At 38.0% G+C, this 25,137-nt stretch carries 19 protein-coding genes; 17 read left to right on the forward strand and 2 right to left on the reverse strand.

What is annotated here, in order from left to right; all coding sequences use genetic code 11:
- Positions 1–62: 62 nt before the first annotated feature.
- The gene (locus HDC92_RS18365; protein WP_255484586.1) at positions 63–971 is read right to left on the reverse strand and encodes a diacylglycerol/lipid kinase family protein; all 909 of its coding nucleotides are present in this window, start codon (positions 969–971) and stop codon (positions 63–65) included.
- 74 nt (positions 972–1,045) lie between these two features.
- Here HDC92_RS18365 and surE point away from each other — a divergent pair, with 74 nt between their 5' ends.
- A complete protein-coding gene (surE, locus tag HDC92_RS18370) occupies positions 1,046–1,777 on the forward strand; it encodes a 5'/3'-nucleotidase SurE (RefSeq protein WP_015809300.1) in 732 nt (243 codons plus the stop codon).
- 28 nt (positions 1,778–1,805) lie between these two features.
- Here the strand turns inward: surE and HDC92_RS18375 are convergent, their stop codons facing one another.
- A complete protein-coding gene (locus HDC92_RS18375) occupies positions 1,806–2,054 on the reverse strand; it encodes a hypothetical protein (RefSeq protein ID WP_143715770.1) in 249 nt (82 codons plus the stop codon).
- A 110-nt stretch (positions 2,055–2,164) separates the two neighbouring features.
- On the opposite strand from HDC92_RS18375, the gene HDC92_RS18380 reads away from it, so the two are divergent.
- The 16 genes from HDC92_RS18380 (at position 2,165) to HDC92_RS18455 (ending at position 25,129) form a co-directional block, all read left to right on the forward strand.
- Entirely contained in the window at positions 2,165–2,857 is a 693-nt protein-coding gene (locus HDC92_RS18380) for a DUF4377 domain-containing protein (protein WP_183876587.1), read from the forward strand.
- A gap of 252 nt (positions 2,858–3,109) precedes the next feature.
- Positions 3,110–3,694 carry an RNA polymerase sigma factor gene (locus HDC92_RS18385; RefSeq protein ID WP_183876588.1) on the forward strand — a complete coding sequence of 195 codons (585 nt, stop codon included), beginning with the start codon at positions 3,110–3,112 and terminating at the stop codon, positions 3,692–3,694.
- A 94-nt stretch (positions 3,695–3,788) separates the two neighbouring features.
- Positions 3,789–5,009 carry a FecR family protein gene (locus tag HDC92_RS18390; protein WP_183876589.1) on the forward strand — a complete coding sequence of 407 codons (1,221 nt, stop codon included), beginning with the start codon at positions 3,789–3,791 and terminating at the stop codon, positions 5,007–5,009.
- A gap of 224 nt (positions 5,010–5,233) precedes the next feature.
- The gene (locus HDC92_RS18395) at positions 5,234–8,557 is read left to right on the forward strand and encodes a SusC/RagA family TonB-linked outer membrane protein (RefSeq protein ID WP_183876590.1); all 3,324 of its coding nucleotides are present in this window, start codon (positions 5,234–5,236) and stop codon (positions 8,555–8,557) included.
- Positions 8,558–8,569: 12 nt separating this feature from the next.
- Positions 8,570–9,946, forward strand: coding sequence for a RagB/SusD family nutrient uptake outer membrane protein (locus tag HDC92_RS18400; RefSeq protein WP_183876591.1), 1,377 nt, complete (start codon positions 8,570–8,572; stop codon positions 9,944–9,946).
- A 61-nt stretch (positions 9,947–10,007) separates the two neighbouring features.
- Positions 10,008–11,513: a TlpA family protein disulfide reductase gene (locus HDC92_RS18405; protein ID WP_183876592.1), complete on the forward strand. Its 1,506-nt coding sequence runs from the start codon at positions 10,008–10,010 to the stop codon at positions 11,511–11,513.
- 109 nt (positions 11,514–11,622) lie between these two features.
- Positions 11,623–11,736, forward strand: coding sequence for a helix-turn-helix domain-containing protein (locus HDC92_RS18410; protein WP_183876593.1), 114 nt, complete (start codon positions 11,623–11,625; stop codon positions 11,734–11,736).
- 143 nt (positions 11,737–11,879) lie between these two features.
- The gene (locus tag HDC92_RS18415; protein ID WP_183876594.1) at positions 11,880–13,190 is read left to right on the forward strand and encodes an ATP-binding protein; all 1,311 of its coding nucleotides are present in this window, start codon (positions 11,880–11,882) and stop codon (positions 13,188–13,190) included.
- A gap of 176 nt (positions 13,191–13,366) precedes the next feature.
- The gene (locus HDC92_RS18420; RefSeq protein ID WP_183876595.1) at positions 13,367–13,942 is read left to right on the forward strand and encodes an RNA polymerase sigma factor; all 576 of its coding nucleotides are present in this window, start codon (positions 13,367–13,369) and stop codon (positions 13,940–13,942) included.
- A gap of 112 nt (positions 13,943–14,054) precedes the next feature.
- On the forward strand, positions 14,055–15,221 hold the full coding sequence (locus tag HDC92_RS18425; protein ID WP_183876596.1) for a FecR family protein: 1,167 nt from the start codon (positions 14,055–14,057) through the stop codon (positions 15,219–15,221).
- 222 nt (positions 15,222–15,443) lie between these two features.
- Positions 15,444–18,710: a SusC/RagA family TonB-linked outer membrane protein gene (locus HDC92_RS18430; protein ID WP_183876597.1), complete on the forward strand. Its 3,267-nt coding sequence runs from the start codon at positions 15,444–15,446 to the stop codon at positions 18,708–18,710.
- Positions 18,711–18,721: 11 nt separating this feature from the next.
- Entirely contained in the window at positions 18,722–20,119 is a 1,398-nt protein-coding gene (locus HDC92_RS18435; RefSeq protein ID WP_183876598.1) for a RagB/SusD family nutrient uptake outer membrane protein, read from the forward strand.
- Complete coding sequence (locus HDC92_RS18440) at positions 20,106–21,671, forward strand: TlpA family protein disulfide reductase (RefSeq protein WP_183876599.1); 1,566 nt, start codon at positions 20,106–20,108, stop codon at positions 21,669–21,671. Before HDC92_RS18435 ends, HDC92_RS18440 begins: the two co-directional genes overlap by 14 nt.
- 561 nt (positions 21,672–22,232) lie before the next feature.
- Positions 22,233–23,327, forward strand: a complete 1,095-nt coding sequence (locus HDC92_RS18445) for a Fic family protein (RefSeq protein ID WP_183876600.1) — start codon at positions 22,233–22,235, stop codon at positions 23,325–23,327.
- Between the two features lie 109 nt (positions 23,328–23,436).
- Positions 23,437–23,886, forward strand: a complete 450-nt coding sequence (locus tag HDC92_RS18450) for a BRO family protein (RefSeq protein WP_411267841.1) — start codon at positions 23,437–23,439, stop codon at positions 23,884–23,886.
- A 190-nt stretch (positions 23,887–24,076) separates the two neighbouring features.
- Complete coding sequence (locus HDC92_RS18455; RefSeq protein ID WP_183876602.1) at positions 24,077–25,129, forward strand: hypothetical protein; 1,053 nt, start codon at positions 24,077–24,079, stop codon at positions 25,127–25,129.
- The last annotated feature ends 8 nt before the right edge of the window (positions 25,130–25,137 follow it).

Raw genomic sequence — 25,137 nt, forward strand, 5'->3', positions numbered from 1 at the left:
CTTAAAAAATAGCATATTCCTTCTGAGGCTGGAATAAGTTTTAGGAAGGAAAAGTTGGCCGGCTAGCTTTTAGCAGCTTTAATCTTTGATGGGGTAACCATTTCGAGCAGGCTGTCAATCAGGGAAATTTTTAAGATGGGGTGATTGGTTTTGATGACCTGGTCATCCGCATGCATGTCTTTCCCCTTCCAGTTGATATGGAGGCTCTTGGTGCGAATAGGTTTAATTGGGAAGACCGGATCTTTGAGCCCTATTTTGTTGCTGAGATAGGTCTCCATTTTTTTTCTGTCTTTTTCAGTTACAATGACGACGTCAAAAAAACCATCTTCGGAGTCTGCATCTTTACTTATTTTTAATTGCGGACCCAGGTAAGAAATGTTCATGACCTCGATCATGATGGCCTTGTCTTCGATCAACTGCCCATCAATTTCCAGTTTAAACGGAACGGATTGGTAATTTTTACTGATGGAAAAAAGGGTTTCCAGCGCAAGTTTAAATTCCTGTTCAGGAGTTTTAATGTGGGCGGTGTCCATTTTTTCCAGATCCTTCATCAATCTGGGAAAAATACCAAAGCCAAAAGATTCGATAAAATAGGCTGTTTTCTTTAAGCCGACCACCTGGCCAACATCAAACTTTTTAAGGTTGTACTCTGCCCAGGAATGGATATTTATGGCATTGTCTGAGGGGATGTTTAATGAACTGGCAATGTTGTTTGCTGTTCCAAATGGCAGTAAGGCTATGGGGCGTTTGTACTTCAGTTTTTTATTAAGAAGGGTGATGATGGTTTTTCTGATCGTTCCATCACCACCGGCGATTACGATAAATTCTGTCTCCGGTGATATGGATTTCAGTATTTTGTTTTTAGAGGAGCTGTAAACACAGCGATAACCGTGGGATTCGATCAGTTTAACGATGTTTTTTCTGGAATAATCACCTTCTCCAGCAGTGGGGTTGTGTACTAATCTTACCAATTTACCCGGTTTTTTCATATCGACTGAACAATATGGACCTTAATAAGGTTTTGAATGTACCTAAATAATTTATCATGAAGATCCTGATTACAAATGATGACGGCATATACAGCCCGGGAATTGCCGCACTTGCAAAAATTGCGCTGAGGTTTGGCGAAGTAAGGATAGTGGCTCCTGATGTAGAGCAATCGTCCATGGGCCATGCCATTACCCATTCCAGGCCATTATCCATAAAAAAATCACCTATAGCATTTGAAGGTATGGAGGCTTACCGGGTAAATGGTACGCCTGCCGACTGTGCTGCCTTAGGCTTACACATTTATCCGGATACCGATGTGGTGTTGTCTGGTATAAATATGGGGCCAAACCTTGGCAATTCTATGTGGCACTCCGGTACACTGGCAGCAGCCAAACAGGCCGTTTTACTGGGCGTGAAGGGAGTTGCCCTGAGTACTCCGGTAGGGAAAACCGAGCCGGATTTTGAAGGGCTGGGCAAGTATGTAGAACAGGCACTGGCAGAGTTGCTGAATACTACTGCTCTTGGTTTATACAATGTGAACTTTCCGCCCAAGCCTATTGGGATCAGGTGGACAAAACAATCTGTCCGGCTTTATGATGGCAAGGTGGTGCCAGGAATAGATCCCATGCAAAGAAAGCATTACTGGATCACTGTATCGCCACTGGCAGCGGCAGAAGAAGGAACTGACAGATGGGCTGTTGAAAATGGCTTTGTTTCCATTACGCCTTTGCGGCTTGACCTGACCAATGAGATTGAACTGGTGCAGCATTTAGCTGTTGCAAAGTAAATCGTTGAAAGACCGTTAGTCCTGTTTTTTAATTGAGTGTAAATATAAAATCTGTTTCTGCCGAATTGCCTACAAAAAATTTGAGCGTGGTTTTGGGTGATTTTACCAATGGGGCAACGTGAGAGATCGTATCTGCAAATTGCATTTTTAATACCTCCATGTCGGTTTCTTCGGGTACCCGGATCAAAAGATCGCCACCACTGGTCCTGATCTTCCAATCTTCAAATGCTTCATCCTGCTGTAGCATTTTTTTCCATTCCTGTTGATACTTTCCCATAGCCTGCTGTTTATATAAAGTTAAGAACATTTACAGAAAAATAAGGTTTGGAAATATGGAAAAAGAACAATTGCTGCATCATATTGTTATCACAGATAAAATGAACGAATATGTTAAAATTGAGCACTTCGAAATTAATGCTGACGCTGCTGCTGGTTTTTGGTCTGTCGGCAGCCAGTAAAGCCGATGTAATTACCTTGGTGGTAAAAGAGGACCTGGCCAGTTGTACCGGGGTAGCGCCGATGAGCTGTATGCAGGTGAAATATAAAAACAGCAAAAACTGGGAATTGTTTTACAGCCAGATTGCAGGTTTTACCTATAAACCGGGCTACCGGTATGTATTGCTGGTAAACAGGACCAAAAGGAAAAATGTGCCAGCCGATGCTTCTGCTTATGAATACAAGCTTAAAAAGGTAGTAAAAAAGATAAAAATGAAAATTCCTGCTTCTGCCAATACCGCCTGGGATTTTGTACTGAAACATAAATGGAAACTGATTCAGATGAATGGGGTAACGCAAAAAGACTCCCCGGTGTATATGACATTTGACGGGGTGCAGAAACGGGTTAGTGGTAAATCAGGCTGTAATACTTTTTTTGGTGCTTATGAAAAAAGCGATGGTACGCTGAGCTTTCAGCAAATGGCCGGAACCATGATGGCCTGCAGTGAAGAACTGAATAAACTGGAACATCAGTTTCTGATACTGATTGGTGACCAGACCTTTAAATATGACGTGGCAGAGCAGACCCTGAATTTATACCAGAACAACAAACTGGTACTGATGTTTGGGGTGGACCGGCCTTAGCGTATAGAAACCCTATTTGCTTTCAGTATGTTCCTATTGCTGCATTGCTGGTCTGACGAAGCAAAGCTGGCTTTGGTTTGCCTTTTGTTTGGCATTTGCCCTGCCAGGGCCGAAGATGCAGCGGCCAAAGGCCGGCGCAGGTATAGGATCAGATAGAAGAGTAGATAGTTGTACAATTTGAGAATATCGAAAATTTTATACAGCTTTACGGACAAACGTTTCGTATTTTTAATAGGGTAATTAGAGGTATTTATGGCCATCAAACCACTTTCAAACGAAAAGAAGCTACTGCAACGCATTGCAGCGGGGGATGATCGCGCCTTTGCCGAACTTTTTCGTGCCTATCATGAGCCTTTGGCAAAATATGTATATACTTTGCTCGAATCTGTACAGATGTGCGAGGAAATTGTGCAGGATGTTTTTGTAAAACTATGGGAAAACAGAGCCGCACTACCTGCAATGGGTAAGTTTACCAATTATTTATTTATCCTTACCCGTAATTATACCATAAACTGTATCCGCAAAATCATATCCGATAAAAAGCAAAGTAAGCTATATGTGGATGAGGTGATCCATTCTTCATCGGGCGAGGATATTTTTAGCCTAGATCAGGAGTATCAGGACATTATAGCAAGGGCTGTTGCCCAGCTGCCCCCAAGCCAGCAAAAGGTGTTAATGCTGCGGCAGCAGGGGCTTAAGACCCGCGAAATTGCCGAGCAAATGGGTATTTCTACTGATTCGGTAAAGAAATACCAGCAATGGGCAAGCCAGTCTGTTTCCAAGTTTCTGAAATCGCATGCTGCACTTAGTGTAATCCTGATGCTGATAAAAAATTGAATTTATTTTATTTTTTTATATCCCGATTTTGACTTTCCTGCGTCTTTAGTATCAAAACCAGCTAATCAGGCATTTGGCTGGCTTCAAAAGGGATATGAAACAACGATTAGAAGATCTGTTTAACCGCCAGTTGCTACACCAGAATACGGCCGATCAAAAGGCCGAACTGTTAGTGTTAATGGCTGATCCAGCCCATGAAGAGCAGGTGAAAACACTGCTTCATGCTCATTGGGAAGGTTTTGATGCAGAGGCAGATGATACCGAAAATATATTTCAGCCAAAACAGGGTGAAGAAATTTTAGGCAAATTGCTGGAAAATCATATATATCCTGATCAACAATTAACGCGGAAGGTAAAATTATGGACACGCATTGTAGTTGCTGCCGCTGCGGTAACCGCAATTGTATTCGGCATTTGGTTTTATACTCTCCGTCATTTCGAGGGAAGCGAAGCGACGAGAAATCTGTACACCAGCGACATTGCTCCGGGAAAAAATACGGCAACGCTGAAAACAGCAGATGATAAAATTGTTCAACTCAGCGATACCAGGACCGGGGTAATTATGAAAGATGGTAGTGTGGTGTATAATGATAATACTGCCGTCATCGGTAACGCAGAGTTAAAGCTCTTGAATAGAAAAGACAATAGATCTCTTGGTAACCTCAAGATGACGTTGAGCACCCCACGGGGCGGCACATACAATATTACCCTATCCGATGGTACTGTAGCAACCTTAAACGCCGATTCAAAATTAATTTACCCAGCCTCTTTTGCCAATAGCAGCGAACGCAGGGTTAAAATAGAAGGAGAGGTTTATTTCCATGTTACAAAAAATAAACAGCAACCATTTCGGGTGGAAGCCATGGGGCAAATAACAGAAGTACTGGGTACCCAGTTTAACATTAATGCTTATCCTGATGAAGATGGTGTAAAAACTACGCTTATAGAAGGATCGGTAAAAGTCTCATCATTACGAAGAGGTAGGACGTGGAAATCTCGAACTCTAAAACCCAACCAACAATCTACTTTAAGCGCTGACAATGGCCTGGAAGTTAAACAAGTAGAGCCAACCTCCATAATAGATTGGAAAAACAATGAATTCTACCTTGATAAACTAGATTTTAAGCTTGCTATGCGCAAAATAGCTCGATGGTACAATGTAGAGGTTATTTACAGTGGTTCTGTACCGGATAACCTGGAAGCTGGCGGTTGGATTCAACGCAGCAGAAATTTGTCTGATGTGCTGAAGGCCATCGAAGCTGCAGGTCAGGTACATTTTAACATTGAAGGACGAAAACTATACTTAAGTAAATAAAGGGATTGATCACCCTATTTGATTTATTTAACAGAATTAAAACGGATAAAGAAAGGATAAGACAGAAAACGTTGTCAAGGAAGGATACATAAAAAATACAACCAGACCTTTTAGAAAGATCTGGTTGCGGGTTGGCATTAGCCGACAAAAAATATCAACTGTTTGAACTGCAGCATGCCGAGTTTTCGACGACGCAGGCATACTGCCAATTACCAACTAAGCAAATGTATAAACTTTTTAATAAACCATATGGTATGCCTATGCGGCTATACCAGAAAATATTGCTAATTGTGCGCCTAACCACCGTCATTTTAATAGCGTCTCTATTGCATGTCAGTGCAGCAACATTTGGCCAGCGCATTACCATGTCTCAAAATAGCAGGCCACTAAAAGCGGTACTGCGCGAGCTTACCAAACAAAGTGGATATGATTTTTACTATAATGGTAAAACCATTAGCGACAATCAGAAAGTTACGGTAATACTCTCCAATGTCGAATTTCAGAATGCTTTAAACAGCGTACTAGCAGGGCTAAATTTAAGCTACGAGATTGAGGGTAAGATCGTAACCATTAAACCCAAGAAGCCTTCTTTTCTGGATAGGGTGGTATCTGCTTTTGCCAGTATTGATGTTAGGGGTCGTGTGGTTGACGATAAAGGAAATCCGCTTGTTGGCGCTACTGTAGCCATTAAAGGCAAGAACAGATCAGTCAGGGCAGATCAAAACGGCGCATTTTATTTGGAGAATGTCGATGAAAATGATAAGCTGGTGATTAGTTATATCGGTTATCAGACCAGGGAAGTTGATGCTGCTTCTGATATGGGGAGTTTGACGATGACTGTTGCAGATGCAAAATTGGAAGAGGTAGAAATAAATGCAGGATATTATAGGGTAAAGGATCGGGAAAGAACTGGCTCTATTGCAAAAATAACTGCCAAAACAATCGAAAAACAACCCATCAACAATGTCCTGATGGGATTACAAAATCGGATTTCAGGTTTAGATATAATTCAACAATCGGGAGTACCAGGTGCAGGGTTTAACATTCAGATACGAGGTAGGAATAGTATTGGCAGTGGAACCCAACCACTTTATATCATTGATGGTGTACAATATCCATCTACGGGCATAAACACTGCAAATTCTAGCGCAATTTTGCAAAGTAGCAATCCCTTAAGCCTAATAAATCCAAATGACATTGAAAGCGTAGAGGTTTTGAAAGATGCGGATGCAACGGCTATCTATGGATCTAGGGGGGCAAATGGAATAATCCTGATCACTACCAAAAAAGGACAATCTGGGGAAATGGCCGTAAATGCATATATCTCCCAAGGTTTCAGTCAGGTTGGACGGCGCACAGAACTTATGGACACCAAAGAATATCTGGCAATGAGAATGGAGGCATTTAAGAATGACAATCTAAATCCGTCTCCAACTGACTATGATGTGAATGGAGTATGGGATAAGGATCGGTATACTGATTGGCAAAAGGAACTAATTGGAGGGAATGCAAACATAACAAATTCTTCAGTCAGTTTATCTGGTGGGAACGGTACAAGCAAATATCTTGTAAGTGGGAACTATTATAAAGAGGGGACCGTATTCCCGGGCAGTTTTGGTTTTAAGAGGATTGGGGTTCATACCAATCTGGACTTTGGTGCAATTGAAAGCCGATTTAAAGCCAATTTTACTGCTACCTATAGCAATAGCATTAGTAATCTAATGTCTACCGATCTGACAAGCTATATAGCATTGGCACCAAATTCACCAGACCCTTATGATGAATACGGAAAATTAAATTGGAACTACAACGGTTCTCCGGTAGTTTTTAATCCAATGTCGTTCCTGTTATATACGATAGATGCCAATACTGATAACCTGATAACAAATGCAAATCTAAGCTATAGATTGCTTAAAAATCTGCATATCAAAGCTTCTATTGGATACACTACCATAAAAAGAGAAGAGATTGCCAAGTCGCCATTAGAGGCACTCTCACCAAGCTATAATCCAACACCAGCAGATCGATCAAGCCAGTTTGGTAACACTGATAATAGTTCATGGTTAGTTGAACCCCAATTATCTTATGAAAAAACATTTAAGAATAGTAAACTACAGGCCCTTGTTGGGCTTACTTTCCAGCAAAACTCCGCTGATTATAGAAATATAAGGGCTTCTAATTTTAACAGTGATGAATTATTGGGCAATATATCATCTGCATCAGTATTCAGCATAACCCAATCAGATAGCTTTAAATACAAGTATGGAGCGTTGTTTGGTAGATTAAATTACAACTTACATGATAAATATTTTTTTAATTTAACAGCAAGGCGTGATGCCAGTAGCAGGTTCGGTTCGGGAAATCAAATTGCAAATTTTGGCGCAATTGGTACAGCATGGATATTTTCAAAGGAAAAATTCCTTCAAAATTCCGTTTCTTTTATCAGTCTCGGTAAATTAAGGGCGAGCTTCGGAATTACAGGGAATGACCAGATTTCTGATTACCAATACCTGCAATTGTATAACAGTAGTACACCCTATCAAGGTATTCCAACTTTAATCACAACCCGTATATCTAACCCAAATTATGGATGGGAAACCAATAAAAAGTTAGAAATGGCCTTGGAGCTTGGCTTTTTTAAAGATAAAATTACCATGCAAACCGCCTATTTTCACAATAGGTCGTCAAATCAATTGGTAGGAAACCCATTGCCGCCCAGTGTGGGTGCTACTATCATTACCGCAAACCTGCCTGCTATAGTTCAAAATTCAGGTTGGGAATTTGATGCAAGTTTTCAGATCGTTGATAACCAAAATTGGCAATGGACTACCAATTTTAATCTATCAATTCCTAAAAATAAACTTGTCAAATATCCCGGTTTAAGTACTTCAGGTAATTCAACACTATACATTATAGGCGAACCACTTGGTATTAAGAGATATTTAAATACGAGTGTCGATACCCAAACGGGTTTATATATTTTCGATGATACGGATAAAAATGGTCTCCAAAATGATGCGGATAAATACTTACATAAATTTATAGGCCAAAGCCTATATGGGGGACTAGGTAGCACAATTAGCTATAAGAACCTCTCTTTGGATTTCATGTTTTCTTTCTCCAAGATGAACGGCTTTAGTTATTTAAATAACCTTAATTACGCTCCTGGCTATTTTTCTTCAAGTATCCCTTTAAACAACCAACCAAAGGAAGTATTGAGTCGATGGCAAAACCCAGGGGAAAAATCTGATTTGCCTAAGTTTTCTACCACCACATCCAGCTACCTCAACTTTCTTATCGGTAAAGCAAACGGAATCCAATCCTTAGCTGACAATTCGTTTGCAAGGCTTAAAAATGTTTCTATAAGCTACAGCCTTCCAAAAACTTTGATTTCAAAACTTAAAGTTGATCATGTAGCGCTTACCCTTCAGGGGCAAAATATATTTACATTAACAAAATACCCAGGTTTAGATCCCGAAAATAATCAGCTGATCAGCAGGTTGCCCCCGTTAAGAACCTTTCTGATGGGGTTAAAGGTTGCACTATAATAAAAAAGAAAGATGAAAAATTTTAAAATAATTATAACAGTAACGATGTTGATCGTTGTTGGTATTAGCTCATGCAAAAAGTTTGTTGAGATTGACCCACCCAAAAATAGCCTTGTACCAGCAACAGTTTTTAAAAATGATGAACTTGCCACATCAGCTTTGCTAGGCATTTACCAACAAATGGCCCTAAACGATTTCGCTTGCAATGGTGCCAGAAGCATTTCAACACTTTGTGGATTGACAGCCGATGAGCTCATTGGCTACAATGTCCAGACCTATAAACCTTTTTTTGAAAATCAGGTAAATCCTGAAACTTCTATGCTAAGTGCAATTTGGGATACCCCTTATAAAAGGATATTCGATGCAAACGGTATTATAGAGGGGTTATCAAACCAATCTACAGTAACTCCGCAAGTAGTTACACAATTAAAAGGAGAAGCTTATTTCATAAGAGCTTTCTGCTATTTTTATCTGGTCAATCTCTTTGGAGAAGTTCCCCTGCATCTGTCAACAGATTATGAAACAAACAGAAAAGCAATGAGGGTTTCCAAAGAGCAGGTCTATAAGCAAATATTAGCTGATCTTGAAAATGCTGAAAAGTTGCTGGACGAGAGTTATATAACTACCGAGCGCATCAGACCTAATAAATCAACCATACAAGCACTATTAAGTAGGGTTTACCTGTATTTAGGTGATTGGATAAATTCAGAAAAATATGCAGGTTTGGTAATTTCAAAAAGCAATACCTACCAACTTGTCCCTTTAGATAAGGTATTTTTAAAAAATAGCCCAGAAGCCATTTGGCAATTGATGCCAGCGCCAAATTCAAATACTGTTGCCGGAACCTTTTTTATCCTAACCACTGCTCCGGTAAATGTTTCAATACGGCCGGACTTTATACAAAGCTCATTTGAGACGAATGACCTTCGGAAAACTACTTGGATAAAAAGTATTGTAAGCTCTGGTGTCGAATATTCCTACCCATATAAATATAAAGTCAGATCATCTACTGATGTTACGGAATATTCTATGGTTTTTCGTTTAGCGGAACAATATCTTATACGTGCAGAGGCAAGAGCACAACAAAATAATTTAGAAGGAAGTATAAACGACATAGATAAGTTAAGAAGCAGGGCTGGTCTTACATTAATAAAAGATGTAAATCCAAATATTGACAAAGGATCATTGTTAACCGCTATAGCAAAAGAGCGAAAAAGTGAACTTTTTTGCGAATGGGGCGACAGGTGGTTTGATCTGAAACGTACAAATAAATTAAGCTCAGTTCTTTCTGGAATTAAAGCAGGTTGGAAACTCCACTATGAACTTTTCCCAATAAGAATTGCAGAAATCAATAACAATAGTAATATCAGCCAAAATACTGGTTACTGATCTTTTTATGCCATACATGCTTTTTATCCTATAAGTGTGTGTGGCCCTTTTATTTAATTTTATGAAAAATTTATTCAAAGCGCTGTTCGCTTTAGCGATGTTATATCAGCAATCAATCGTTTTTGCCCAAAGACCACAACCAACTTTTAAAGGAACTGTATCTGTAGACGGAAAAAGAAGCTCAGGTATTGATACCATTGAGGTGATTTATCTTAAACCATATAGCCCATACAGAACTAATTATGAAAGCATTTCTGTAACAACTGATACAGCTGGAAATTTCTGCTTTAAACTTCCATATTACATTGAACCAGGCACAATGGGTTTTTGGATGATGAGTAAAGGCAGAGCAATTACCGAAATGGCGAGAAAACGATATTTTTTTGAGAACACAGATGTTATTGAGATTGACATCCGTAAAACTGCCAGCACTTATACCATAAATTTTGCAGGTAAGGGTGCAGAAAAATATACCATTGTTAATAAACTTGCAAAATTAGGCTCACCAGCAGAGATCGATACTGAATTTAGAGATGGGGCGAAGAAATTGCAATTGGGCAAAAAGGATAGTTTAGAAACTAAACTCCATCAGTTAGAAGAATTAACCAGACAATTGGTTAGAAAAAAGGAGGTTATAATCAATAATTCAAGGTTAAGTGAACGGATGAAAAAAATGATCACCTATGAGTACGCTCCAATCTACTCCGATTGGAAACTCAGAATGGAAGGTTTATATATGAGAGCCTACAGAAAGGATCCAGGAAGTCGTTTGTTGATTAAGAAAAATTTTAGTTCAAACAAGGAAAAATTCAAAAACGAATATAACAGCGACTTAGCGCTATGTCCAAATCACTTAAATTTTCTGGCTCTTGAAGAAGCCCGTGATTTATTGATCAACTCACCTACCGATAGCATTTCATTTAAAGAGTTATATAATCTCCTTACTAACAAATATTCTGGTTTAATACGTGAAAGGCTGATAGCGAATTTGTTCCTAGGATTTTCAGGTTATATCCCTGAAATGAAACTTGACAATCAAGTAATTGAAACCCTAATGGAAGATGGAAAAAAATACATAACTATACCATTCGTTAAGCGTATTTATACTTCCCAACAGAAATTAGCTATAGGGAAGCGGGTTTACAATGCCTCATTTAAAGATTTAAAGGGAAATTCAATCAGCTTGTCTTCTTTAAAAAACAAAGTGGTTTTTATAGATGTTTGGTTTACTGGCTGTGGTGCCTGTGCAAAGTTCCATCAGGGTTTTCATCAGGTTTTTTACCCCTTGCTCAAAGGCAATGACAATTTTGTATATCTTTCGATCAGTGCGGATAGTAGCATTGACAAATGGAAACAAGGCATAGGTAAAGTAATTTATACCTCTATGGATTATTTGAATGTACGTGCCGAAAATGGCTTTAACCATCCCTTTCTAAAGCATTATGAATTAAGTGGAGCGCCATTTCTATTGCTTTTAAATAGAAAAGGACAGATTTATGCAAATATTATAAACGGTGCTAAAGATGCTTATGAATTGATACAAGAGGCATTAAAAGCTGATTTATGATCAGCTGTTGATTGGGCTAATATACTGGCTAGCCCAAAAGTGAAGCTAGTATGACCCAGCCCTGCTTTAGCAATGCCTTACCGTCTTCCAGAGCTCGTTTTGGTGGGCAGTGGAACAGTTCATTTCGCAAAAACACATCGCCAGTTTTATGGGTACTACACCGGAAAACCTGAGCAGGATCAGAAGGGAAGGTGGCTTTGGGGATAAGAATTTTAGGGGCTAAAGCAGGTGTTTTTGGAAATGCGGTGAATAGACTGGGAGATGGCTATAGCGAGTTTATTTTGGTGAAATAGAATTTAAAATGCTATTTTTGTAATGGCTGTTATTTTAATAGATGTTAAGATAATGGATGTTAAATAGTTTGGTATGAAATTCTACGGCAGAAAAAAGGAACTTGAAATATTAGAACTTAACCAGGTTCAATCTAAAAAAACGGCTTGTTTTACAGTTATGATTGGACGCCGGCGTATTGGTAAAACCTCGCTGTTACTCGAATCTGTTAAAAATAAGAAATATCTGTATTTATTTGTTTCCCGTAAAAACGAACAGCTCTTGTGTGCGCAATTTCAAAAGGAAGCGCAAGAGGTATTGGGATTGCAGATATTTGGTTCAATTACAGCATTCCAGGATATTTTTGAACAGTTGTTGATTTACTCGACCAAAGAAAATTTCAGCTTAATTATTGATGAATTTCAGGAATTTGAATATGTAAACGCTGCAATTTTTAGTGACATCCAACGGTTATGGGACAAATACAAGGATCAGTCGAAGCTTAATTTCATTGCATGTGGTTCTATTTATTCCATGATGCTGAAAATATTCGAGAACAGAAAAGAACCGCTATTCGGGCGTTTAACGTCAAAGATGGTTATCCAACCCTTCTCCGTAGGGGTAATGAAAGAAATTCTAAAGGATTATAATCCAAAATATACACCAGAAGATTTGCTTTGTATGTATGCGATTACGGGTGGGGTGGCAAAATACATTACTTTGTTAATGGAAGCGGGTGCAACGACTGAGGCAGCGATGTTTGATTTGATAACCCGTCCGGATTCTCCTTTTCTTGTTGAGGGGAAAGACTTGCTCGTATCAGAATTCGGCAGAGAGTATGGCACTTATTTTTCCTTATTGCAATTGATTGCATCTGGAAAAACCACACAAACAGAGATGGATTCTATAGTTGGCAAAAATACCGGGGCCTATCTGGTTAACCTGGAAAAGGAATATTCTCTGATCAATAAAAACAAACCTATGTTTGCGAAGCCGGAGAGCAGGAAGGCGCGGTGGAGCATCAGCGATAACTATATGCGGTTTTGGTTTAGGTTCATTTATCCAAGCCAGTCTATGATTGAACTGGGGAAACACGAGCTGCTCCGTGAATACATTGTTCAAAATTACGAGCAATATAGTGGCTTGATGCTGGAAAAGTATTTTAGGGAAAAACTTTCTGAAAGTGAACGAATTACTGCAATTGGCAGTTATTGGGATAATAAAGGAGAAAATGAGATTGACCTGATTGCGATTAATGATCTGGATAAGACTGGTATTGTAGCTGAAGTGAAACGGAATCCAAAAAAAATAAATATAGACTTACTAAAGATTAAAGCCCAAACTATACAGAAAGAACTGTCCAAATATAAAGTTGAAGTTATGGGTTTTTCTATCAAGGATATGTAGTTGTATTTTCAATTATACCTGATAACGGTATTGAATTTTAGACAGCATACTACACCGGAAAACCTGAGCAGGATTAGAAGGGAAGGTGGTATTGGGGTGATAAGTGAAGACAAATCAACGTTATAGTAATTATTCGAAAATAAATTCATAAGATTGTCGAAGATAAGCTTATCATCATGGCTGGTTATAGCACATATACAGATCTGGAACTTACTGCCTTGCTAAAGGCGAAGGATCGTGCAGCGTTTGAAGAGACTTTCATTCGTTACGAACCACTGTTGTTAAATTTTACCTATAAAAAAATCAATAACCGTGATGAGGCTAAAGATATCCTGCAGGATATTTTTGTGCAGCTTTGGAATAATTTAGATGGGTTGAACATTAGCAGTTTGAGCAGTTACCTGTATACTGCGGCACTTAATAAAATCAGAGACCGGTATAAGCATCAGGTTATCCATGATGAGCACATTGGCAAATTGCAGCAATTGATTGATGGGGCTGCAGCGGGGGCTGATTACCTGATCAGGGAAAAGGATATTACATTGCTGATTGAAAAGGAGATTGCTGCGCTTCCTGAAAAGATGCGGGAGGTATTTTTATTACGGAAAAATGCTTTTTTAAGTAATAAAGAGATCGCAGAAAAATTAGGTATAGCTGAGCAAACAGTAGAAACCCATATGAAACGTGCTTTGAAAACTTTAAAGAACCGTTTGGGACCAGCTGTTGTATTGACCTTCCTGTTTTTGAACTAGTTTGTTCCCAGACTTAAAGCTATTTTAATATTTATTTTACATTACAGTACCCACTACCTTTTTTTGAATCGTCCTGTTTATATAAGGGGTAAAAGAGCAATTTAAAGGTAATATGAAAGCAGCAAAAGCACTTCTGGAGAAATATAGGGCGGGAACCTGTACAGCGGAAGAAAATAAGCTTATTGATAAATGGCTTTTAGAAATCCATGCCGGTGAAGCCAGCGACTTAAAGCTTACCGATTTTGAGCAGATACAGCATGAATTGTGGGTAAATATTGAACGGGAAACAGAAGAACCAAGGGAAACGATTAAACTTTGGCCAAGGATTGCAGTGGCGGTCGCTGCAGTCGCGGCTATTACTTTGGGTATTTGGTTTTATACTGGTAACCCAAGTGTAAATCGTAATTCTGAAATCGTTAATCAAAATGATGTGGCTCCGGGTAAGCATACTGCAACGCTGACATTAGCAAACGGAAAAACGATTCAACTTAGTGATACAAAAAGTGGGATAATTATAGGTGCGAATAAATTGAGCTATAATGATGGGAGCGTGGTTCAGGCTTCTTCTGGTATCCGAGAGCAACTCAGCGCAAGCACTCCCCGTGGCGGTACCTACCAGATCATCTTACCAGACGGCACAAAAGTCTGGCTAAATGCCGATTCAAAAATTTCTTTTCCTTCAGCGTTTTCTGGTAAACAACGCAAGATTTTGCTGGTAAATGGTGAGGCTTATTTTGAAGTTGTTAAAAATAAAAGGATACCCTTCCTGGTTGAAAGCAAGGGACAACAGGTAGAAGTGCTAGGTACCCACTTTAACATTAGTGCATATAAAGATGAACTAAGTACTAAAACAACCTTGTTAGAAGGGAGTGTGCGTGTAGCGAGTTTAGGCTCTGAGCAAATCGCTAATCGTAAATCCGAAACTGTAATTCTCGTGCCGAACCAACAAGCTATCCTCCCTGCTTCGGGAAATGATGGGGCAGCTGGAGCTGGTAAAATAACTGTTAAACAAGTAGAAGCCAGTGATGCAATCGCATGGCAAAAGGGATATTTTGAGTTTAGCAATCAAAATCTGGAAAGTATTATGCGGCAAATTGCCAGATGGTACAATGTTGATGTCAGTTATACAGATCGCGGCCTAAAGGAGAAAACACTAAATGGATCAGTGTCAAGATATGACAAGGTCTCTGGAATATTGAATGTTTTAGAACAGACGGGGGTGGTGAAATTTAAAATTGAAAACAAGAAGATTGTGGTTATGCCATCAAATAAAAACTAAACCAAAGCAATGAAAGCATTTTATAGAGACGATCCATAGCAGCATCCCAGTAAAAGAACAAAGCCAGAAGTGGTTGCACACTTCCGGCTATACGTTCAGGTTAACGAGGTTAACAATGCGAATTATATAAACAAGTAGAACCTAAACAATTCAAACATAATGAATTTTTATAATATTAGCCTATACCGGCCGCGAGCAGGTATGGCGAAAATTTTGTTGGTGATGAAGTTAATCATAGTGCTACTCACAACCGCCATATTACAGGTAAGTGCATCTTCTTTTGCGCAAAAGCTTACCTATACCCAAAAAGGAGCCACACTTAAAGACCTCTTTAAAGAGATTAAAAGACAAACTGGTTATTTCGTCATCTATTCCGTTGATAAAATTGATGACAGTAAAAAGATCAATGCCCATTTTAACAATACAGATTTGAAGGATGTACTGGATGACCTGGTTAAACATGATGTGTTAAACTACTCCATTATAGATAAGAATATTGTTATTAAACCCAAAGCGCCTTCCTTTCTGGAAAAGGTGGTTGAACGGTTTCGGGCGATTGATATCAGGGGCAAAGTAACCGACGAACAGGGACTACCGATGCCACGCGTATCGATACGACTGAAAAATACAGATAAAATAACCCAAACGAATGACAATGGAGAATTTTCAATCGAAGTTCCTGATGCTAAATCAATATTGCAATTTAGTTATCTAGGCTATGCCTCGGTCGAGAGGATTATTGAAAACAACTTTTTTTTGAATGTTACACTAATACAAGAAACGAATACGCTTAGTAGTGTAGAAGTTAATGCAGGATATTACAGAGTAAAAGATAGAGACAGGACTGGCTCTATTTCAAAAGTGACAGCAGAGACTATTGAAAAACAATCAATTAATAATCCAATTATGGCGTTGGTCGGTACTACCACGGGTGTTCAAGTCACCCAACAAAGTGGTGTACCAGGCCGTAATATTAACGTCCAAATTAGAGGCAAAAATAGTATAACCCGAGGCAGTGAGCCACTATATATAGTGGATGGAGTAATTTTTAGTTCATCTCCATTACCAACTGGAGCAGGAAGTAATATACTTGGTGCGGATGGGACTAGTCCGTTAAGTATGATTAACCCTGCAGACATAGAGAGTATAGAGATATTAAAAGATGCAGATGCAACATCAATTTATGGTTCGAGAGGTGCAAATGGCGTAGTACTCATTACTACTAAAAGAAATAAAGAGGAGAAAATAAAAGTAAACGCTTCTATTATTAAAGGAATATCTGAAGTTGGGCATACGGTTAAATTGCTAAATACTTCTCAATATTTACAGATGCGAAAAGAAGCCTATAAAAATGATGGGCTTAACATCGGGACAGGGGATTATGACATCAATGGTACCTATAGTCAAGAAGGATATACAGATTGGCAAAAGGAACTTATTGGAGGAAAAGCACAAAATATTAACACTTCCCTAAATGTTAGTGGTGGAAGCAAAAACATGAGTTATTTATTTTCTGGAAATTTTTACGATGAAGGAGTAGTATTTCCTGGAAATTTTGGTTTTAATAGGGTATCTCTAAGGTCAAATATAAATATTGGTTCTATTGCAGACCGTTTTAGTGCATCTTTTGTCGCTAATTATAGCCATTCAAGAAGTAAACTTCCAACAACTGATTTAACCGGTTATATACTACTCGCCCCCAATGCTCCAAATCCTTACGACGAATTTGGTAGGTTAACTTGGATGAATAATACAGTTGTTGTTAACCCTATGTCTTACCTTCTTAATACTTCGGATTCAGGGACAGGAAATTTTGTCGGAAACCTTACATTGAACTATAACATTTCTAAAAAGCTCACATTTAAAACATCATTAGGATATTCTACAATAATTAAAAATGAAGTTCAAATTAATCCATTATCGGCAATTTCTCCATTTTCTACAAATTACCTAGCAACTCGAAGAATTACATATTTTACCGACGTTTCAAATAAAAATTTTATCGCTGAACCAATAATATCTTTCATTTCTAAGTTATTTGGAGGAGATTTTAATGCTTTAGTCGGAATGAGCCTACAAGACAATCACAATAACGCTAGGTCAATTAGGGCTTCTAATTTTACAAGCGATGATTTAATGGAAAACATTGGCTCTGCCTCTCTCTTGGAAACGAGCCAAAACGGTATTTCCCAGTATCGATACATAGCAGGCTTTACCAGATTAAACTATAGCTTGAATAATAAATACTTTTTAAATGTAACAGCAAGGCGAGATGGTTCAAGTAGATTTGGACAAGACAAGCAATTTGCAAATTTTGGCGCAATTGGTTTAGCGTGGATTTTTTCTGATGAAAACCTATTTAAAAACAATTTATCAATCCTAAAATTCGGTAAGATCAGAGCAAGCTATGGCATAACTGGCAACGACCAAATATCGGATTACGGTTATCTTCAAGTATGGAATACAGGAAGCACCTATCAAGGCTCCCCAACAGTTACCCCTAATTTTTCTGCCCCAAATCCTGACTTCTCATGGGAGCTTACAAAAAAATTAGAGATTGGATTGCAATTAGGATTTTATGATAATAAATTAAAATTAGAAACTGCATTCTATAGAAATCGTTCATCTAATCAACTTCTTAATAAATTTTTACCACTTAGCACAGGTTTGAGTGCAGTTGTAATGAATTTACCAGCTACAGTACAAAATACAGGATGGGAATTTGACAGTAGCTTTCAACTTTTAAAAACCAACACTTGGGAATGGATAACCTCGGTAAATTTAACTTTGCCTAAGAATAAACTATTGTCATATCCAAATCTGGATAAATCAAATGATGCGATAAACTACCAAATCGGAGAACCTCTATCCATTATAAAGGTCTTTAATGTTTCTGTAAATCCACAAACAGGGCTTTATGAAACGGAAGATTACAATAAAAATGGAGCCAGAGATAATGGCGATAGATATATAGTGAAATTTCTAGGCCAGAATTTATATGGAGGTCTATCCAATAAACTAAGCTACAAACAATTTAGTCTTGGACTACTACTATCATTTGCAAAGCAAAATGGAAGAAGTTATTTGTTAACCTCTACACAAACTCCAGGTGTCGGTTTCCCAACGGGGTCTGCTTCATTAAGCAATAGGTTCACAGAGGTGCTAAACCGTTGGCAACAACCCAATGAAATTACTTCTACACAAAAATTTAGTACATCATCCACCAACAGTAGCTTGTTTGCTACAATTAGCAGAAATGGAAATATTTCAGTTGTGGATGCGTCTTTCATAAGGCTTAGAAATATCTATTTGAGTTATTCACTTCCTAAATTATTTCTTTCTAAAGTGAAGATCAGCAGTGCTGAAATAACACTACAAGGGCAGAATATCTTCACTATTACAAACTATGTTGGCTTAGACCCTGAAACGCAAGCCTTGACGCTTCCCCCTCTACGAACAATATCTCTTGGTTTAAATGTTACATTTTAAGTTGATTAATTATGAAACCTATCATTATAAAAATCCTTTTTTTAGGATTTCTTACCCTAAGTTTTTCCTGTACTAAATTCTTAGAAATCGATCCACCTAAAAGTAGTTTAGTTCAAGAAACGATTTTTCAAACCGATGACCAAGCAATTTCCGCGGTAACAGGAATATATGCTAAAATGTCGGCAACAAACAGCTACGCATCAGGCGGCTCTTTAAGCATTTCTTGTCTTGCTGGATTATCATCTGATGAATTAATAGGGTATAACTCCTTAAATATTCCTTTTTATGAAAATCAACTGTCGGCAGAAAATAGTAACATATCAAATCTATACTCAGGCCTATATAACTCTATATACAGCGCAAATGCTGTTCTCGAAGGCTTAATCGCTTCCAACGGAGTTACTGCGCCTGTCAAACGTCAATTAGAGGGCGAAGCTTACTTTATACGTGCATTTTGCTACTTCTATCTTACTAATTTATTTGGAACTGCACCCCTGCAACTTACAACAGATTACAGGATAACACAAGTTGCAAAAAATTCACCCATTGATTTAATATATCAACAAATGACAATGGATTTAAAAGCATCTGAAGCTTTACTGGAAGATGTCTACGTTACAAACGAAAGAGTGAGACCCAATAAGTCTACCGCCCAAGCATTGCTTGCAAGGATTTATCTTTATATGCAGGACTGGGAAAATGCTGAAAAATATGCTTCCACTGTTATTAATAAAAGCAATTTATACTCTTTAGAAAATTTAGATAACGTATTTCTCAAAACTAGTAAAGAAGCAATTTGGCAAATCTTTCCCTTGGCAAATACAAATGCCCAAGACGGTGCTTTATATATACTTACAGCAAATCCAACCTTTGTTTCATTAAAACCCAGTTTTGCATTAAACGCTTTTGAAGTCAACGATAAAAGACAAACCAATTGGGTAAAAAGCATAACTGTAGGGTCAAATACCTACTACTACCCGTTTAAATACAAAATTCGAAGTGCGACAACACCAACTGAATATACAACAGTATTGCGATTAGGTGAACAATATCTTATCCGTGCCGAAGCAAGAATTAACCAAACAGGTAAATTAGTACTTGGTATTGAAGATCTAAATAAAATTAGAGAGCGAGCTAGACCAACTCCAACCATAACCAACCCAAATCCATTACCACCTTTGCTTTTAACAATGGAAAAAAAGGACGCGTTGCTTGCAGTCGAACAAGAACGAAAGGTAGAGTTATTTACCGAGTGGGGGCACCGTTGGTTTGACCTCAAGAGATTAAACAAGGTCAATTCTACACTAATTCAAGTGAAATCCAATTGGCAAGCCACAGATAGTTTATATCCATTTCCTTCAACTGAAATAGATAGAAACTCAAATATTAAGCAAAATGATGGGTATTAACAATATGCTTTTTAATAAGCAGAAACTTATAATATTGATTGCCTTTCTTGGTATTGTTCCAAAGTCTAGTCATTCTACACCAAAAAACGACTCGATCAGCTATAAGGGGATGATTAATTTCAATAATATCGATAATCATTTAGGAGAAATGTATATCCAATACACAACCGATGATGGGTTCAGCAGTCCAGGAATTGGGAAACAATATTTCGTATATCCCCAAATCTCTGATAAAGGATACTTTGAATTTAAACTACCAAACTTAAATAAGCCTTACAAAATTGGCATAGTTATTAAAAGTAGCTCAAAAACAACGTTGTTTTGGCAAAAATACTATACCGAAACAGGTGATAACATATTTATGGACATTACTTTAAAGGATTCAAGTTCAGTTCAATTTTCAGGCAAAGGTTCCGAAAAATTTAGCCTTTTAGAAGATTTGTCAAGTCTATACAATGAATTTTATTTAAAACGCATTGCCATTGGCCTAACTTCAACAGCATCAAAACTTAGCAGTTTAGCAGAGCTTAATCGTAAATCGGACAGTTTAGCCAATTTGATACGAGAATTTAAGGTAAGAAGAAATAACCTCTTGAATATTTCTTCACTAAACATTAAAACGAGGGCACTTTTAAGATATGAATTTGCAGATTATAATTCAATTTGGAGAGCAAATGCTGAACAATTAAGAAGAAAATATCCTAATTACTGTAACCAAATCTATTCAAATTACTATAAATATAATAAGGAATTTTCCGATGATTTAGATGAACAAGTAATATTATGCCCAAATTTTATTAGCAACTTAATTTTTAAAATGATATTCGAGGCGTCAAGTTGTGAAACCAAACCAAATGCTTCACTGCTTTACTCCAAAATCAATTCTATACCCGATACCAACCTTAGAGACAGGTTAATAGGCGATTTTTTGCTACAAAAAAAGTTGTACCTACAGGTCGGCAATTCTGATGATCTAATTCGAGATTCCTTATTAATGAATGCTTCCAACAAGGTTGGAAACAGCGTAATTAAATCAGAAATTGTAAAGAGGATAAGAGAATTACAAGCAGTTAGAGGAAATCAAAAGATTATAAATGCCAAATTTATCACTCTCGACGGCAAGGATTTTGATTTAAGTTCCTTAAAGGGCAAGGTTGTGCTAATTGACACCTGGTTCCTAGGCTGTTTCGGCTGTCTAATATTTCACGAGGAATTTGATAAAGATATTTATCCTTTATTTAAGGATAATGAAGCTTTTAAATTATTGAGTATCAATATTAGCACGAAAAAAGAAGATTGGCTTGAGGGCATTAGTTCAGGAAAATATACTTCAGATAGTTATATCAATGTTAATACAGGAATTGGAATAGGTATAAACCATCCCTTTATGAAATACTATGGTATCAGATCTGCGCCATATTTTATGCTTATAGACAATACTGGAAAAATTGTGTATATCCCACAACAATTTGATAAGAATGAAATGATCAAAAAAATAAAACTTGCATTGTTTGATGTCCAAAAAGAAACAAAAGTTTTAGAAAACCAGTAGTATTAATCAGGATGCCAAATTGCTTAAAATTATTAATTGGCATTCTGATTTTCATTAACCTTTTAAAAACTATAAGTAACCAGATTGTACCCAAAAATTCCTAGGAATTTATTACCATATATTTTAAAATGGCTAAGCTTTAACAGGCTATATTTTGGTATATGAAAGCTGTACAAATATCGACCATCCTTAATATTATAAACATCAACTATTGGTTACTTTAAAATTGTAATACTCCTCATTACGTAATTGTATACACTGCCTGTCATTTTTTACTCAAACCATAGAATCAAATAAACTTATTTATATTTCAACTGAAATCATTAAACTTGATGTTTATTATTCGAACTATCCCTCACTTTAAATTCAAGTAATTTACTATGGTAATTCTTAGGGATATAAAAACTGTAAAGATAGCGACCATTATTTGTTGAATACATGGGGATAAGAATTTTAGGGGGTAAAGCAAGGTGTTTTTGGAAATGCGGTGAATAGCGACAGTAATCTCCGCAAAAATGCGGCGAATAATACTTATATTTACCGCAAGATTATATAAGGCCCATGACAAAGTACATCTACCAATATAAAGCCTGGACGAATTTTACGTGGAACGATAGGACAATTAATGCCATATTTGGCGAAGTTCGTCACCTGCAGGGAAAGATATCTGGTCAGATGAATTCGCTTGGTTTTTCGACTAAAGAAGAAGCTACCCTTACCACACTTACACTTGATGTTGTAAAATCGTCAGAAATAGAGGGCGAACTGCTTAATTACGAACAGGTACGTTCATCAATTGCAAGGCGCCTGGGAATTGATGCAGCAGGATTAGTGCCTACTGATAGAAATGTGGAAGGTATAGTGGAAATGATGCTGGATGCTACGCAGAATTACGAAGCAGCTTTGACTGAGGATCGCTTATTTGGATGGCATGCTTGTTTATTTCCAAGTGGAAGAAGTGGTATGTATAAAATAGAGGTAGCACGTTATCGCAGCGAAGAAATGCAAATTGTATCTGGACCGATGGGTAAAGAAAAAATTCATTATGAAGCAGTGGCACCAAAAGCTGTAAAAGCAGAGATGGATAAGTTCCTTGACTGGTTTAATAACGAAGAAAAATTAGACTTTGTATTAAAGGCGGCTATTGCTCATTTCTGGTTTATCATTATTCACCCTTTTGATGATGGAAACGGAAGGATTGGAAGGGCAATTTCCGATTTGCTACTTACGCGTGCTGAGGGCAGTCCGGAGCGATTTTATAGTATGTCAAGCCAAATTCTTATAGATCGGAAACGCTACTACGAGGTATTGCAAAAAGTTCAACATAGTAGTGGTGACATTACCGAATGGCTAGACTGGTTTTTACATTGTTTGAAAAATGCATTATTAAAAACTGAAAGTAGCTTAAAGACTGTTTTGGAAAAAGCGGAGTTTTGGAAAAATCACGAAGATACTTTATTTAATGAGCGGCAGCGTTTAATGCTCAATAAACTGTTAGATGGGTTTGATGGAAAATTAAAATCGTCAAAATGGGCTAAAATAGCAAAATGTTCTGCTGACACCGCTTTACGGGATATACAGGATTTAATAGACCGTGGCATACTTGTTAAGGAAGAAGGTGGTGGCAGAAGTGCGAGTTACGCATTGAAGCAGTAATTTATAGATACCACCCTGAAAACCTGAGCAGGATTAGAAGGGAAGGTGGCTTTGGGGATAAGAATTTTAGGGGGTAAATGTTTGCAACAGGTTTGTTTAAGAATGCTACATTTCAAAATGTTGGTTATCGACATTTTGTCGACAACTGAAAATGGAATCGGCTGATGGGAAAAAATATGCTACCGATTGTGCTAATACAGAAGGGCTGCTTCGCATTATACAATCTGTTCCTTCACCAAAAGCAGAACCCTTTAAAATGTGGCTGGCCAAGGTTGGGTATGAGCGAATGCAGGAGATCGAAAACCCGGAACTTGCCGCGCAAAGAACCAGGGAATTGTATAAACTTAAAGGTTATCCGGATGACTGGATTGAAAAACGGATGCGGAGCATCGCCATCAGGGAAGAGCTAACAGGTGAATGGAAGGATAGAGAGATAAAAGATCAGAAAGACTACGCTATATTAACTGCAGAAATATCTAAAGCCACTTTTGGCATCACACCCTCGGCAGAAAGTAGCGGACAAGTATATCGACAGCTTTTATGCCAGCAGCCAGTATAGCCAGGTATTTGCAGACCACCTGATCAGGGAAAAGCTGAATGCCCAATTAATCATCTCATTATTTTTAAATAAGGGTTTAAATGTAAGCAGAGCCTGAATATTATACGGAGGGTGTGCGCCAGAAAAGAATGGATTCATATGTTCTGCTTGCGCAGTAAATTTTATTTATCTTGCAGCTTTTAAAACCAATATGAAAATTGTAACGCTGATCCTGGTATGCTTAAGCATGCAGTTTACCGCTCTGGCACAGGAGGCCGAACTGGGCATTAAAATTGAGCAGGAACCCACTGAATGGGCACATTTTCTGAAAAAAAAGAAAAACCATCAAGTCAAAAAACAGGTATTTCTGTTTTCGACCTTAAGCTCAGGTTACAAACCCGATACCATTAACATCGAATATTATGATCCTCAGGGCGGTCTTAGCCGCGTAATCAGATTTTCAGATCAAAAACGGACAAGCATATCGGTATACGAAACCAGCAAAGACAGAAAAATTACCAAATGGCATACCACTAACTTAAAAGACAAAACAGCCTCGGTAAGTACCCATGCTTTTCATGCCAGCGGTAAACCAGCATGGTCTAAAAGTGCTGAAATCAATGCTAAAGGTGATACCACCTCGCGCTCATCGGTAGCCTTTAAATACAACAGCAAACAGCAACTGGTTGAGCGGGCCGAGCAGATCAGGGGCATTAACACCACAAAAAAAACCTATATCTACAACGGTAACCAGGTAGTGAAACTGGTAATCAGGCCAGAGGGAACAATCTGGTACGAATACGTTTACAATGCAGATCAGCTCCCCATTAAAAAAGAACAGCACCAATCCGGCTCCTGGGGCACTGCAATTACCAAAATGTTCAACTACACTTATTTGAACGGGCTGATGGCCACAGAACGCTATACAGATGCAAACGGAGATCAAAAAGATACGGAAGTTAGTTATACCTATGATGCTGAGGGACGGACCAAAAGCTTCAGAGCCGTACGCGATACGCTGTTCCGTGAGGTAAGTTTCGAATTCTCAGGCCCGCTGCTCAAACAGATCAACGTAAAAGGAAACACGACAAGAGGGTTTACGCGCGAATACGCTATCAATATCGGTGCTCCTTATACCGAAAAAAATGAGCCTTTCGTTTACCGTCAGGATTTTGATTACGATGATAAGGGGAACCTTATCCGGTCGGCCCAATTCTTAGACGGTATTAAGTACCTACAAATGGATTATCAGCTGGAATATTAGCAAGAGGA

Source organism: Pedobacter sp. AK017 (genome assembly GCF_014200825.1).
In the GTDB taxonomy this organism is placed as follows: Bacteria; Bacteroidota; Bacteroidia; order Sphingobacteriales; family Sphingobacteriaceae; genus Pedobacter; species Pedobacter heparinus.